The following is a 16,135-nucleotide window of genomic DNA, read 5'->3' on the forward strand; positions in this document are numbered from 1 at the left end:
GTCTTGATCGTTCCCGCGCTTCGCGTGGTGACGCAGGGATTGACGCTCCGCGTCACTGTGGACGCAGGGCGTCCTGCCAGGCATTCCTACGCGGAGCGTTGGAGCGATCAAAGTCCAGACGCCGCGTTACATCAGGTAAACCGCATTCTCTGGGTTTGCTGCCGGTTCCCGGCAGATCGCGGGCAAGCGCGCTCCTACACCTTGCGGGTAAACGCCGCCGAGGGGCGCGCAGGTGGCGCAATGAATACAGTTGCTGCCCTGCGGGCAGAAGCCGGATTGCGGCCCGCCCCACGGCCTGCGGCAGAAGCAGAACAGTGACATGCCGAGGGGCTTTTGATTCTGCCGAAGGCGTAGGAGCGCGCTTGCCCGCGATCTGGCGCGCAGCGGCAGCAAATCCAGACGCCGCGTTGTATCAGGCATACCGCGTTCGCTGGTTTTGCTGCCGGTTCCCGGCAGATCGCGGGCAAGCGCGCTCCTACATCTGTAGATCGTTCCCGCGCTTCGCGTGGTGACGCAGGGATTGACGCTCCGCGTCACTGTGGACGCAGAGCGTCTTGCCAGGCATTCCCACGCGGAGCGTTGGAACGATCAAGGAAACCAAGGGTTAAGGGTCTAGCCAGGGTTAAATCAGCCGCGTTTCATCGTCGTTGATCAGGTCGCTCAGGCCGCCCAGTGTTTCACGGGCCTGATTACGGTCCATCAACTTTGCCTGCGCGGCGGCAGGCAGATCGGTGACGTTTAGGATGCCTTTGCTGGTCAGCACCTGAATCAAGTCGTCGAGTACACGGATCATCTCCATGTCGCTCAACTTCAGTTGATTCAGACTCTTTTCCACCACTTCGTTGGCAAACCAGGCCTGGATTTCATGATCGTCGGCGGGTAGTTGCCCGGTCGCTTCGGCAAACGACGTCGCCTCTACCCGAACAAGCACTCCACCTGGATCGCGCTGAACGTAAAACATGGCTCATTCCTCAATGAATGCAAAGGCTGGCAGCCATCGGTGACGGCTGCCAGCACAGTACATCAGCTCTCGCGACTCAGCTATCAGTGATGATCGACCTTGATGGTCGGATCAGCACCGCTGACCAGCGAGTTGATCATGGAGTTGTTCCACTGCACGCCTTCCACCTTGATGTGTACATCGGCCGTGTTGGCCGCTGCTGTAGCCGAGGGGTTGGTCGCGAACTGGCCGGTGCTGCTGACCTGAATGGTGGTGTCTTTGCCATCGTTGGTGATCTGCAGGTACTTGGTCAGATCCGTCACGTTGTTACCATTCTCGCCTTGCAGCAGGTCGCTCAGATCAAGCTTGTCGCCTTCGCTCGAGTTGAAGTCCTTGATCACGTCAAAGCCGCCGCTGTTGGTGTCGCCTGCTTTCCAGGCGAAGGTATCGGCGCCAGCGCCCCCGATGAGGGTGTCGTTGCCTTTACCGCCGATCAGCAAGTCGTTGCCGTTACCACCGTTGAGGAGGTCACTGCCGCCCTGACCGAACAGGATGTCATCGCCATTGCCGCCCAGCAGCGAGTCGCTGCCATCCTGCAGCAGGGTGTACTTGGCTTCATACGTGTTCGACGCATTGGCCAGGTGGGCGACGTCATCAACGTGGGTGCTGACAAACTGATGCAGCGCTTTGTCATCGATGGTCGAGACGTTGACGTTCAACGTCGCGGCCGCGAATGCCTTCAGCGCGGCGGTGCCTTCCAGCGTGCCGTAGTTGATCATGTCGCCGAACAGGATGTCGTTGCCGTCACCGCCGTTCACGTTGTCAGCGCCTGGACCGACGAGCGTCTCGTTGCTCAGGATTGCATCCTTGAGCTTGCTGACGTCGATGACGGTCTGCGAGTGGTTGTTGGTGTCGTACTGATCCAGCGAGGTGGTGGTCTTGATACCAATCGCTTCAATCGCCGTTTTAGTGGCCAGGTCGTTGTAGGCCGCCATGGTTTCGGTTGGCGCCGCACCGCTCACGGCCTTGCCATTGGCGTTGTCGTGGTAGGTCGGCTCACCGTCGGTGATGAAGTACGTCAGCATCTGTGCGCCCGGGTTGCTGGCCGCAGAGCTGGAGAACCACGCGCTGGTCTGGTTGAACACCGACTCATAGTTGGTGTTGCCACTGGCCTGCAGGTTGGTCAGGTACTTGTTCAGCGTATCGAGCGCTGCCTGCCCGCCGTGAGTCAGGTCAACCGTGATGCCTGTATGAGCACTGGTGTCGAAGTTGGTCAGGTAGATCTTGACCGTGCCCGATCCCGTGCCTTGAGCGGCGGCTGACAGCGTTGAGAACACCGACTTCATCTGCGCAATCATGGTGCTGAGGCTGCCGGACATGCTGCCCGACGTGTCGACCATGAACGCGATGTCGTAGTTCTGGCCGGGGACCAGCTTCATCGCCGACACATCGGCCACGACCACGTCGTTGGCGGCAGTGCCGGTGACAACGCTGTTGCCCGCGGTGCCTTCAGTGGACTTGTAAACACCCGCGTCGACCTTCACCACGATGTCCTGGCTGGCAGACGCCGTCGGAACCGCCGCTGGATTGCCAGTGAGGATCGCCTCGGTCGCTGTCGCGGTGACATGCAGGGTGAAGTTGCCGCTGTAGTAATCAGGTGTCTTGATGACCAGGCTGGTCAGGTCAAGCGCGCTGACATCTGCCGGCGTATTGGTGCCGGTGATGGTCACGCTGTGGCCTGCCGCGTCTGTCAGTACGGAACCCGCAGGGGCGCCGGTGACGGTCACGGTGTGAGTTTCGGAACCGTCCGTGCTGTCGCCGAACTGCGTCGTGATGCCGCTCAGTTTGATCGGGTTGTTCTCGGTGCCGTGGTTCAACTCGTAGGCGGTGTAGTAACCCTCGCCTGTGCCGGTACCGTTTTCGTGCAGCGTGACACCGTTCAGCCCCGACACCTTCAGATCGTCGACCGTTGCGTAGATCGGGGTATGGGCGCTGTCCAGCGCGACCGTGGTCACAGCGTTGGTGCTGTTGTTCTTGTCGCTCAGGCCAATGCTGTAATTGCCCGGGCCCGCCTGGTTGTAGTGGTAGATATCCAGTGTGTAGTAACCGGACGCCGTTGGCGTGAAGCCCGAACCGACGTTGGTCACTGCCGCACCCGCACCCCAGGTAGCGCTGGCAACCTGATTACCACCGAGGGTGATCAACAGGCTGTCATCCGCAGAACCGGTGAAGTTATAGGTGTGGCCCGCTTCCAGGTAGATCAGGCCGGACAGCTTGGTACCCGTGCCTTGCACCACATCGGATTCCGCCGCGGAGCTGGCGGTGGTGTGCGTGGTCGCAGGCGTCGTGGTGTTGAAGCCCGACTTGATGGTCGCCGCGTCAGCGCCGTTACCGCCATTGCCCAGGCCGGTCAGCGTGCCTACCCATACATCTTTGACCAGGCCGGTTGAATGCACTTGGGCGCCAGTCAGGTTGACGATTGGCGTATCGGCCACCGGTGCGACTTTGATGGTGCCCGTTGCACTGCCCGCGCTCGCCAGGCCTTTGTCATCGACCGAGGTGTAGGTGAACGCGGTGCTGCCGCTCCAGTCTGCATCCGGCTTGAAGTACAGGGTCGCCGTGTTGCTGGTGGCCGCGATGTTGCTCAAGTCGGCCGCGTGCAGGCCTTCTGCATCGGTAAAGAAGCTGCCGTGCATGGTCGCCGAAGGCGTCAGGCTGAAGTGATTCACCGTGCCATCGACATCGGCACCGGACAGGTTGACGGTGATCAACGTGTCTTCGTTGCCGGCGCCCGAGGCCGTGTTGACGGTCGGCGCATCGTTGGTGCCGGTGACCGTGATGGTCAGGTTCGAGGTGCTGGTCAGACCGGCCTTGTCAGTGGCGGTAAACGGCACAGTCAGGGTGGCGGTCTCGCCCGCGGCCAGGTGCTGATAGGCCGCGTTGCTGGCGTCCAGGGTCCACTTGCCGGAAGCGTCGACGGTAAAACCGGCTGGCTTGTCGGTGTCCTTGACCGTGAAGGTCAAGGCGTCGTTGCTGTCGACATCGCTGGCTTGCAGTTGACCGGTCGCCACGGTGTCTTCGGTGACGGCTTTGCTGGTCGCGGACGCCACAGGTGCATCGTTGGTGCCGGTGACGGTCAAGGTCAGATGCCCGGTGTTGCTGACGACGCCTGCCTTATCGGTGGCATTGAATGCCACGTCGAAGGTGATCGACTGACCGACACCCAGTTTCTGATAGACATCGCTGCTGGTGTCGATAGCCCACTTGCCAGTGGCCGGGTCGAGCACGAAGCCGGTCGGTGCGTTGCCGGTGATGGCGCCGCTGGCGGTCGATGTTGTCGCGGTCAGGGCGTAGGTGAGCGTGTCGCCCGTATCGACGTCGGTTGCCACCAGTTGACCGGCATTGTTCGGTGCTGTCGCATCTTCTGCGACGCTCTGAGCGTTGTTGGCAGCCACAGGCGCATCGTTGACCGGCGTCACGTTGACGGTCACGGTCGCCGTGTTGGAGTTGGCGTGGCCGTCGGTCACGGTGTAGCTGAAGGTCACCAGGCCATTGACGTCTTTGGCCGGGGTGAAAACCACGTTGCCGTTGGCGTCCATGACCACGGTGCCGACTTTGTGGTTTGCGCTGTCGAAGACGTCCGCAGGCGTGGTCAGTGTCGACTTGCCTTGCAAGGTGTTGATGGTCAGCTTGTCGCCGTCGACATCGCTGTCGTTGGCCAACAGGGTCGCGGCCTTGATGACCAAAGGCTGGTCTTCGAGGGTGGTCAGGGTGTCGTGGCCCAGCGCAATGGCGTTGCTGGTGCCCAACACGCTGTAAGGACCGACGCTGCCGTTCGAATTAACAGCCGCGACTTCCACTTTCAGCTGCGCGTAGCCGCCCTGATCCCAATAAACGATCTGGATGTCGTGCGGACCGTCGCCAGTGACCGAGAAGCTGGCGGTCTTGCTGGCCGAAGACTGGTTGGCGTCAACGGCGAGCACTTGCTTGCCGTCGATGAGCACGATGTAGCCATCGTCTGCCGTCACTTTCAGCGAGTAGGTGCCAGCGGCCATCGAGACCTTGCCGGCCAGCTCGACGATGGCGTCGGAGGTGGTGGTCTGGGTGCTGCTGCCGTTGGTGTAGGTCAACGAGGCCTTGTCGCCGCCCAGGAACGTGCCCAGGTTGCCCGATTGGCCCAGGTTGTTGCTGAACGCGCTGCCGCCGTAGTTGAGGGTCTTGGCGTCGAAGGTGGCATCGGCTTTGTGCGAGGCGATGAAGTCCAGCGCCTGCTTGATGGTGCCGAGGTTGCCGCCGTCGGTGCCTTCTTTATAACCGTAGTAGTTGCCTTGCAGCGTGCCGACGACAGGGCTGCCCACGTCATTGCCCGCGACAGGTGCGTCGTTGGTGCCGGTGACGGTGATCGTCAGGTTCGAGGTGCTGGTCAGGCCCGCTTTGTCAGTGACGGTGAACGGCACGGTGATGGTCGTTGTTTCGCCGGCGGCCAGGTGCTGGTAAGCCGGGTCGCTGGCATCCAGCGTCCATTTGCCCGAGGCATCGACGCTGAAACCTGCTGGCTTGTCGCCGTCTTTGACGGTGTAGGTCAGTACATCGTTGTCGTCGATGTCGGAAGCCTGGAGCTGACCAGTGGCCTTGGCATCCTCGACGGCCGTGCCTGTGCTGACAGCGGCAACTGGCGCATCGTTTGTACCTGTGACGGTGATGGTCAGGTTCGAGGTGCTGCTCAGGCCTGCTTTGTCCGTGACGGTAAACGGTACGGTAAAGGTTGTCGTCTGACCGGCACCCAGATGCTGATACGCCGCGTTGCTGGCGTCCAGCGTCCACTTGCCAGAAGCATCGACACTGAAGCCTGCTGGCTTGTCGGCATCTTTGACGGTGTAGGTCAGGACATCGCCATTGTCGACGTCGGACGCCTGGAGCTGGCCGGTGGCCTTGGCGTCTTCGGCGGCCGCGCCTGTGCTGACGGTTGCCACAGGTGCGTCGTTGGTGCCGGTGACGGTGATGGTCAACGTGCTGTTGCCGGTGGCGCCGTGCTCGTCGGTCGCTGTGTACGGGATGGTGATGGTCTTGATTTCGCCCGCTGCCAGGCTGTCATAGGCCGGGTTGCTGCTGTCGAAGGTCCAGCTGCCGTCGGATTTCAGGTTGAAACCGTCAATGGCCGCAGCGCCGGTTTTCAGGCCATAGGTCAGGTGCGAACCGTCATCGACATCGTTCGCGACCAATTGGCCGGTGACCAGCAGCGGCTTATTGATCAAGTCGCTGATTTGCTGCGCGGTGGCACCCTCTGCGGTCAGTGTCCACTTCCCGTTGTTCTCCACGACGGTGCCATTGGCGACCAGCGTATCGAGGGTAACGCCGGTCAGGTTGCCAACGGTGAGGACCGAATCGTTTGAGCTGTCCGAAACGTTCGCCACGCCGACGACGATCTGATAGGTGCCAGGCGTCGAGAACGTGTACGTGTAGGTGTGCGTACCGGAAGTCCCGTAGTCGCCTACCGCTGATACGTTGGACAACACCGCGACTTGTTGGCCGTTGATCTGAACGAAGGCGAAGTCGTTGTAAGGCGAGTAATCCTTGGCGGTGAAATTCCAGTCGAAGGAGATCGTCTGGTTAGCCGAGGTGGTGGTAAAGGTGGCGACCAGTGCCGACCCATCGACCGCTGCGCCGTTATTGATGCCGCTGGTGATGTGCTGCGCTTCGACAGCCGAAGCGGTGGCCGCTTGAGCAACCGGGGCATCGTTGGTACCTGTAACGATAATGCTCAGGTTCGAAGTGCTGCTCAGACCGGCTTTGTCGGTGACGGTAAACGGTACGGTGATTGTCGTCTTCTCACCTTCGGCCAAGTGCTGATACGCCGGGTTGCTGGCATCCAGCGTCCACTTGCCAGAGGCATCAACGCTGAAGCCCGCCGGTTTGTCGGCATCGTTGACGGTATAGGTCAGAACATCGCCATTATCGGCGTCCGAACCCTGCAGCTGGCCAGTGGTCGTGGTGTCTTCAAGACCTGTGCCGGTGCTGGCTTTCGCGACAGGCGCGTCGTTGGTGCCGGTGACAGTGATGGTCAGGTTCGAGGTGCTGGTCAGGCCGGCTTTGTCAGTGACGGTGAACGGCACGGTCAGAGTCGTTGTTTCGCCTGCGCCCAGGTGCTGATACGCCGGATCGCTGGCATCCAGGGTCCATTTGCCCGAGGCATCGACAGTGAAGCCTGCCGGCTTGTCGTCATTGTTGACGGTGTAGGACAGCACGTCTTTGTCGTCGATGTCGGAAGCCTGGAGCTGGCCGGTGCTCGTGGTGTCTTCAACACCCAAGCCCGTGCTGACTTTGGCCACTGGCGCGTCGTTGGTGCCGGTAACGGTGAGGGTCAGGTTTGAGGTGCTGCTCAGGCCCGCTTTGTCAGTGACGGTAAACGGTACGGTAAAGGTTGTCGTCTGACCGGCACCCAGATGCTGATACGCCGCGTTGCTGGCGTCCAGTGTCCACTTGCCCGAGGCATCGACACTGAAGCCGGCTGGTTTGTCGGCATTTTTGACAGCGTAGGTCAGAACGTCGCCAGCATCGACATCGGAGGCCTGCAGTTGACCGGTGCTTGTGGTGTCTTCAACACCATTGCCGGCAGTGACGGCGGCCACTGGCGCGTCGTTGACCGGCGTCACGTTGACGGTAACGGTCGCGGTGTTGGAGGTCGCGTGGCCATCGGTCACGGTGTAGCTGAAGGTCACCAGGCCATTGACGTCTTTGCCCGGGGTGAAGACCACGTTGCCGTTGGCGTCCATGATGACGGAGCCAACCACCTTGCCCGAGAGGTCGTAGACCGCAGAGGCTACTTTCGGGTCATGGCCTTGCAGGGTGTTGATGGTCAGCTTGTCGCCGTCGACATCGCTGTCGTTGGCCAACAGGGTCGCGGCCTTGATGACCAAAGGCTGGTCTTCGAGGGTGGTCAGGGTGTCGTGGCCCAGCGCAATGGCGTTGCTGGTGCCCAACACGCTGTAAGGACCGACGCTGCCGTTCGAATTAACAGCCGCGACTTCCACTTTCAGCTGCGCGTAGCCGCCCTGATCCCAATAAACGATCTGGATGTCGTGCGGACCGTCGCCAGTGACCGAGAAGCTGGCGGTCTTGCTGGCCGAAGACTGGTTGGCGTCAACGGCGAGCACTTGCTTGCCGTCGATGAGCACGATGTAGCCATCGTCTGCCGTCACTTTCAGCGAGTAGGTGCCAGCGGCCATGGAGACCTTGCCCGCCAGTTCGACGATGGCGTCGGAGGTGGTGGTCTGGGTGCTGCTGCCGTTGGTGTAGGTCAACGAGGCCTTGTCGCCGCCCAGGAACGTGCCCAGGTTGCCCGATTGGCCCAGGTTGTTGCTGAACGCGCTGCCGCCGTAGTTGAGGGTCTTGGCGTCGAAGGTGGCATCGGCTTTGTGCGAGGCGATGAAGTCCAGCGCCTGCTTGATGGTGCCGAGGTTGCCGCCGTCTGTGCCTTCTTTGTAGCCGTAGTAGTTGCCTTGCAGCGTGCCGACGACAGGGCTGCCCACGTCATCGCGGGCGACCGGTGCGTCGTTCACTGGCGTGACGTCGATTTTGATGGTTGTGCTGTCGGTCAGGCCGGTGGAGCCCGTCGGCAGTGCGCCGGTGTTGCCCAGGTCGTTGACCGAGATCGACAAGCCAGCGGTGCCGGTGGTGTTGTTCGAGTCCTGCGTCGGGGTGAACTTGGCGCCTTCCAGTGCCGCATTGATTTCTTTCAGCGTACCGGTCAGCGACACGGCGCCGTTATGCAGGGCGCTGCTGTCACCGTTGGCCAGCACCAGCGTACCGCCCGTGACGTTGACGTAAATGCGCAGCTGGCTGCTGCCTGCATCGGCGTCGGTCACGGTGATGGCGTTGCCGTTGGCGGACGAGAAGGTCAGCACGGTGTCTTCAGCAATGGTCTGGGTAACGACCGGCGCGTGGATGACCGGTGCATCGTCGACCGGAATGACTTTGATCACCGCTTGCGCAGGCGCGGAGTCAACGACGCCGTCGTTGACGGTCACGTTGATCACACGGTTATCGCCCGATGGATTGTCGCTGTTGTTGATGAAGCGCAGCGACTTCAGCAGGTCGTTGTATTCAGCCTGAGTGGCTTCGCCGGTCAGGGTGAATACCTGCTTGCCATCGACGAGGGTCGAGGTGACGGTGATCTTCGCGTTGGTGCTGGCGAAGTACAGGCTGTCACCGTCTTGCGGGTTGGTGAAGGTGAGCGTGGCGCCTTTGAGCGTCGGGCTGTCCGGGTCGGTGATGGTCATGTACGGCATGACTTTCAGCGCGGTGCCGTTTTCGGTGAACGTCGTGGTGCTGGCGCTGCCGCCAGCCGGGCCGTTGAGGTCCAGAACCGGTGCGTCGTTGACCGCGGTGACCTTGATGGTGCTGGTCGCCACGTTGGACAGGTTGTGCTGAGCCGAGCCGTCATTCACCTGAACGGTGATGGTGCGGTCGATCGTGCTCGGATCATCGCTGGTGTTCTTGTACGTGACCGATTCGATCATCGCCTGGTACTGAGCCAGCGTGGCTTCGCCGGTCAGGGTGACCGTGATCTTGCCATCGGTGGTACGGGTGTCGTTGACCACGGCGTGAATACCGAACTGGTCGGCAGCCGCCAGCATGTCCCCGGCCTGAGCGTTGGTCAGGGTGATGGTCGCGCCTTTGAGCGTGCCGTTGTCCGGATCGACAATGCCGACGTTGGCGCTGGAGATGCTGATTGCATCGCCGTTTTCGGTGTAGCCGACGCTGTAACCGGTGCCGGTCGCCGCCGGGCTGTTGTCCAGGTCCAGAACCGGTGCATCGTTGACCGGAACGACCTTGATCACGGCCTGAGCCGGTGCGGAGTCGACCACGCCGTCATTGACGGTGACGTTGATCACGCGGTTCAGGGACGACGGGTCGTCACTGGTGTTGATGAAACGCAGCGATTTCAGCAGGTCGTTGTATTCGGCCTGAGTCGCCTCGCCGGTCAGGGTGAACACCAGCTTGCCGTCAACGGTGGCCGAGGTGACGGTGATCTTCGCGTTGGTGCTGGCGAAGTACAGGCTGTCGCCGTCCTGCGGGTTGGTGAAGCTGACCGTCGCGCCTTTGAGCGTCGGGCTGTCCGGGTCGGTGATGGTCATGTACGGCATGACTTTCAGCGCGGTGCCGTTTTCGGTGAACGTCGTGGTGCTGGCGGTGCCGCCGGCCGGGCCGTTGAGGTCCAGAACCGGTGCGTCGTTGACGGCAATCACCGTGACCTGATCAGCGTGACCCACGGTCACGGTCTGGTTGTCGGTGCCATGGGCATCGGCATCGGTTACGGCAATGGTCACGCCGCGTGGCGCGGTGCTCGGGTTGTCGCTGTTGTTCTGGTAGGTCAGCGAGTTGATCAGGGTTTCGTAGTTGGCGATCGACGATTTGCCGCTCAGCTCGATGACGACGTTGCCCTTCGCATCGGTGCTCAGCTTGTAGGCGATGCCCAGCTCGGTGACACCCTCGGTGCCGTTCTTGTAGTACTTGGACACGATCAGGTCTTCAGCCTGAACGCCGGTCAGGGTGATCTTCACGCCGCTCAGCTGGCCGCTGTCGACGTCAGTGATCTGCAGGTCTTTGACCAACTGGATCGGCGCGCCGTTTTCGGTGTACGACACGCTGCTGAAGCTGACTTCAGGTGCGTCGTTGACCGCCACGACGGTGATCTTGCCGTCCACCAGAACCGAGGTCTCGGTGCCGACGTTGTCGCCCTTGAGGCCGGTGTCGGTGACGCTGATCTGCACGCCACGGTCGCCCGGCGTCGGGTTGTTGCCGGACGCGACGAACTGGATCGACTGGATCAGCGCCTGATAGTTGGCGACGCTGGCGTTGCCGGTCAGGGTGATGGTCAGGGTGCCGTTGGCGTCCGGACCGGACACGCTGTAGTCGATGCCCAGGTCGGTCTTGCCACCGCCCAGATCGTGGCCGGAGCCGATCAGGTCTTCAGGCGACATGTGGGTCAGGGTGATGACCGCTTTGCTCAACGTGGAGTTGTCCACGTCTTTGATCACCAGGCCATTGGCGATGGACACTGCGTCGTGGTTTTCCACGTAGGTGTTGTCGCCGACGACGACCACCGGCTTGTCGTTCACTGCGGTCACGTTGATCGTGGTGGTCGTGGTGTTCGACTGGCTGTTCAGCACCTCGCCATCGTTGACGCTGATGGTGATCTTGCGGGGTGTGGTGTCCGGGTTTTCGCTGGTGCTGCTGTAGGTGATCGACTGGATCATCTTCTGGTAAGAAGCCAGGTCAGCGGAGCCGCTCAGGATCACGGTGATCTTGCCGTTCAGGACACGGGTGTCCAGCACGGTGGCGTGGATACCGAACTGATCCAGCGCCGACAGCACGTCGCCGGCCTTGGCGTTGGTCAGGGTGATGACCGCGCCTTTCATGTTGGTGTTGTCGACGTCGCCGATCTTGACGTTGGTGCCGGCAATGCTGACGCCTGGCGCGTTTTCGGTGTACGCGGTGGTGAAACCGGTGCCCGAGGCGTTCGGGTCCAGATCCAGTGTCGGTGCGTCGTTCACTGGAATCACAGTGACGTTGGCGGTCGCGACGTTGGAGCTGTCCTGGCCATCGTTGACCTGAACGGTGATCGCACGGTTGCCGCCAACCGGGTCTTCGCCTTCGCTGACGAAGGCCACGGATTTCAGCACGGCCGCGTATTCAGCCTGGCTTGCCGCACCTTTGAGGGTGTAGACCAGCTGACCGTTGACGGTTTCCGAGGTGATGGTGATCTTGCTGTTGGTGGTGTCGAACACCAGCTTGTCGCCGGCCTGCGCGTCCTTGATGGTCACGGTGGCGCTTTGCAGGTTCGGGCTGTCCGGGTCGCTCAGGGTCAGCAGCGGCATCAGTTTGACCGGCGCTGCATTCTCGACGTACGGCAGAGTGACGGTGTTGTTGCCCGGTAGGAACGGACCGTTCAGGTCGACAACTGGTGCGTCGTTGACGGCGGTCACGCTGATGGTGGTGGTCGCGACGTTGGACAGGTTGTGCTCGGACTGACCATCGTTGACCTGCACGGTGAGGGTGCGGTCAGCGGTGCTTGGGTTGTCACTGGTGTTCTTGTAAGTGATCGACTGAATGATCTTCTCGTAAGACGCCTTGCTCGCCTCACCGCTCAGGGTGATGGTGATCTGGCCGTTCACGATGCCGCTGACAGTGGCTTTGATGCCGAACTGGCTGCTGATGGCCAGAACGTCGCCGGCCTGAGCATTGGTCAGGGTAACGGTGGCGCCTTTGAGCGTGGTGTTGTCCACGTCGGTGATCGACACGTTACCGGCGATGCTCAAAGGCTTGCCGTTTTCGACGTAGGTCAGGGCGTAGCCGGTCTGATCCGCGCCGTCGGCAGTGTTCAGGTCCAGAACCGGTGCGTCGTTGACCGGGGTAACGGTGACGGTCAAGGGCTTGGTGGTCGTCGCCGACTGGCCGGTGGTTTCGGTCGACGTGACGCTGACCTGCAGGGTGAACTGGCCGTTGAAATCCTTCGGCGGTGTGATCGTCAGTTTGCTCAGATCCCAGCCGTCGATGATGACGGCACCGTCGCCAATCTTGATGGAGGTGTAGCTGTTGACGCCGTCGGTCAACGTGGCGCCCAGCGGAATGTTGGACACGGTCAAGTGGTTCAACGACTCAGAGCCGTCGGTGTCGACCAGCGCGGTGCCGATGTTCAGGTGAATCTGCGAATCTTCAGCGCCCAGTGCGGTCGTGGTGGTGACGGTCGGGGCGTCTGCCACGGCGATGACATGCACGTTGAAGTTCAGGTCTTTGCTGACCGGTGCGGCCGCGCCGTCCTGTGCCGTGGCGGTCACGGTCAGTTGGATATCGCCGCTGAGGTTGGACGGCGGCGTGAATTTGAGCGCGCTCAGGTTCCAGCCGGTGATGTCGGTGGACGTGTTGCCGGCAGTGGCACTGAACGTGTGAACGCCGTCGGTCAGGGTCGAACCCGCCGGCAGGCCTTTCAGGCTCAGAGTCAGGGTTTCCGAACCGTCGATGTCGGTGGTGTTGGCTTTGATGGTCGACAACAGAATGGCGTTGTCTTCAAGCCCGGTGTTCAGGTGCTCGGTGACGCTGATGTTGTTGATCACGCCGCCGAGGGAGTTGCTGTCACCGGCTTTGAATTCCAGTTTGGCATTGCCGTCGCTCGTCACCGGAACGTCGAACGTGTATGTCTTGATGCCGGTGACGGAGTTGTTCAGCGTGCCGACGAGCTTGCCACCCCAGTAAACGTTGATCAGGGAGTTGCTTTCTGCACCTGCGCGCACGGAGTAATCGACCGAAATCGTGTAGGTCGCACCCGCCTTGGCATCGATGTTGGTGTACAGGTTGCTCGGGTCGCCCGGGTTGCGCTCAAGCTCGATAACGGCGGTATTTTGCGCGTTGCCTGCGACGCCATAGGTGCCCGGCTGGCTGATTTCAACGACGTCGCCGCTGTTATCGGTGTGCCATGCGCCGCCCGAAATGTCGCCGATCGAGCCGGTTGTGTGGCCGTTGACGTTGAGGGAGGCAACGGTCTTGTCGCCGACCAGCACCAGGTCAGGCATGTCGGTGACAGGCGCAACGTTGATGGTTCCGGCGGCTGGCTTGACGGCGCCCAGGTTCTGGTTATCGACAGCGGTGTAGGTGAAGTCGGTTTTGCCGCTCCAGTCTTTGTCCGGCTTGAAGTAGATGGTGGCGCTGTTGTTGGCGGCCGCGATGTCGCTGGCGCTGGTCAGCTCTTGAGTGCCGGCCGCGTCGGCGTAGAACTTGCCGTGTTCCGCCATGTCGACCAGGTTGAAATGGTCAATCTTGCCGTCAACGTCTGCGCCGCCGAGCACGATTTTGATCATGCCGTCTTCGTCGCCGTTGCCCGAAGCAGCAGCCACGGTCGGTGCATCGTTGACCGGCGTGATGTCGATTTCGCCCGTGTGGCTGCCAGACTGGTTGTTGGTGCCGTGCGCGTCGACGTCAGTGACTTCGATTTTCACGCCGCGTGGCGTGGCCGATGGGTCGTCACTGTTGTTGGCGTAGGTGATCGAGTTGATCAGCTTGGTGTAGTCGGCGACCGAGGCATTGCCGCTCAAGGTGATGATGATGCTGCCGTCCGGGCCATTGCTCAGTGTGTAGCTGATGCCCAGGCCGGTATTGCCTTCGGTGCCACCCTTGTAGTACTCGGAAGCGATCAGGTCTTCAGCCTGAATGCCGGTCAGGGTGATCTTCGCGCCGCTCAGGGTGTCGCCATCGACGTCTTTGATCTGCAGGTTGTTGACCAGCGATTGAGCTTCGGCGTTTTCGACGTAGGTCGCGTTTTCGAAGGTGATGGTCGGCGCGTCGTTGACAGCGACTACGTGAACGGTGCTGTTCACCGGCACGGAGTCATTCTGGCCGTCGTTGACGGTTACCGTGATGTTGCGGTCGGCCACGCTCGGGTTGTTGCTGTCGTTGTGGAAGGTGATCGATTTGATCACAGCTTCGTATTCGGCAGCGGTCGCGGTGCCGGTCAGAGTCAGAACGATCTGGCCATTGACGGTCGTCGTGGTGACCGTGATGTTCGGGTTCGGGCTGCCGACGACCAGGCTGTCAGAGTCCTGGGGATTGGTCAGGGTGACCTTGGCGCCTTGCAGGTTAGGGCTGTCGACGTCGCTGACCTTGATGTCTGCGGCGATCGGAACACCGGCATTGGTGCCTTAGGTGAAGGTGGTTTCGCTATTGATGCCATTTGCGGAACCGTTCAGGTCAACCACGGGCAGCGCATCGTTATCGACGATGGTGGTGGTGACGCTGCCGTTAGTGCCGCTGACGACGACGTTTTCAAAGTTGCCGCCGGTGATGCCACCGATCGAGACCGTGACGTTTTCAACGCCTTCCGGAATCGTGTCGTTGAGCGTTGCCAGATCGAACGTGGCGCTGCTGGCACCGGCCGGAATCTTCACGCTGACGACTTTGGTGTAGTCGCTGCCGTCGGCCGCTGTGCCGCTGTAGGTCAGGTTAACGGTGACCTCGGTCTGCGCCGGGTTGCTCAGGCTGATGGTGTACGTCGCCGTCTGGCCTTCGGTGACCTGCGTGCTGCCGGTGATCGTGGCAACGGTGGTGTCGATGGTGTCAGTGATCGTCGTGACCGCTGGGGCCGGATTGGTGGTCAGCACCAGGCCCGAACCGCCGGTGGTACCGGTGATGGTGGTGGTGACGTCGTGGGCGTCCAGGTACGGCGTGTTGCCGTTCGGGATCTGCACAGTCACGCTGCCGGAGGTCTGGCCTGCCTGAATCACGATCACCGAGCCGTTGGACAGGGTGATGGTCAGGTCGCTGAGCGGCGCCTGGGTGACGGATGCTGTGTACACCAGCGCGCCGCCGGCTTCGGTCAGGGTTGGCGTTGCGGTCAGGCTCAACGTCGAGGCGCGCTGCGGAACGCCAGCGTCCTGTTCGGTGGCGGTGGCTGCGTTGTTGCCCAAGCCGTTGGTGTTGAAGCCGATGTTCGGGTTCACCACGGCTGCCGTTTCGGTCAGCATCACGACGCTGTGACCGCCGCCGGCGTTGCCGCCATCGGTAGAGCCGGTGGTCTGGCCGGCAGCGGTGGCTTCCAGGTCTTTGGTCGGGTCGGCGCCCGCGGCGATGGCTTGTTGCAGTTCAGCAACCGAAGGCGCGGCCTGCTCGGTGGCTTCCGCCAGGTTGGTGGTGGACGTCGGGGCGTCTGAGCTCCACTGACTGTCACGGCCCATGTCCAATTGACGACCATCAGGCAGTTGCAGGGTGACCGAACCTTCCGGCCCGGTCAGCACCTGCTCGCCGGCCAACAGCCGGTCACCCTCGATCAGCACACGACGAATCCCTTCCGGGGAGACTGCGACTACTTGGCCAACAATGCTTTTGACGATGGCAACAACACTGCTCATGGGGGTGACTCTCCGAGATTACCGATCAGTTGGTATCCATCATGCCGGCCTGCCCAAGGTGGGCTGCTTCATATTGGAGTACGTAAATTGTTCAAAACATTGACGTCAAACAACTAAGGGTTTGATTTAGTTGTTGTTAATTATTTGACGTCAATTTATTAGCATCCTTTTTTCCGGATACTCATTAACTTTCTGCCAAACTATTGACCTATTCGGCGACATCCTAAACAATCGCCCCCGTAATGTCACATTGATATTTTCTGAGATCGTGTATTTCTGTTGTTCGCTCCCAGAG

General features: G+C 61.2%; 3 protein-coding genes. All 3 read right to left on the bottom strand.

Going from position 1 to position 16,135, the window contains the following annotated elements; genetic code table 11:
- Positions 1 to 622: 622 nt before the first annotated feature.
- A complete protein-coding gene (locus BLS87_RS25920) occupies positions 623 to 961 on the bottom strand; it encodes a tryptophan synthase subunit beta (protein ID WP_074757090.1) in 339 nt (112 codons plus the stop codon).
- Positions 962 to 1,044: 83 nt separating this feature from the next.
- The gene (locus tag BLS87_RS25925; RefSeq protein WP_074757092.1) at positions 1,045 to 14,415 is read right to left on the bottom strand and encodes a tandem-95 repeat protein; all 13,371 of its coding nucleotides are present in this window, start codon (positions 14,413 to 14,415) and stop codon (positions 1,045 to 1,047) included.
- Positions 14,416 to 14,634: 219 nt separating this feature from the next.
- Positions 14,635 to 15,840 (bottom strand): retention module-containing protein, encoded by a 1,206-nt coding sequence (locus BLS87_RS25930; RefSeq protein WP_074757094.1) that lies wholly within the window; start codon positions 15,838 to 15,840, stop codon positions 14,635 to 14,637.
- Between the last annotated feature and the right edge of the window lie 295 nt (positions 15,841 to 16,135).

It is taken from the genome of Pseudomonas abietaniphila (assembly GCF_900100795.1).
Classification (GTDB): domain Bacteria; phylum Pseudomonadota; class Gammaproteobacteria; order Pseudomonadales; family Pseudomonadaceae; genus Aquipseudomonas; species Aquipseudomonas abietaniphila.

Bases quoted from the DNA above. Each gene is read 5' to 3' on its own strand.
- BLS87_RS25930 (WP_074757094.1), bottom strand. From the start codon at position 15,840: ATGAGCAGTGTTGTTGCCATCGTCAAAAGCATTGTTGGCCAAGTAGTC.
- BLS87_RS25920 (WP_074757090.1), bottom strand. From the start codon at position 961: ATGTTTTACGTTCAGCGCGATCCAGGTGGAGTGCTTGTTCGGGTAGAG.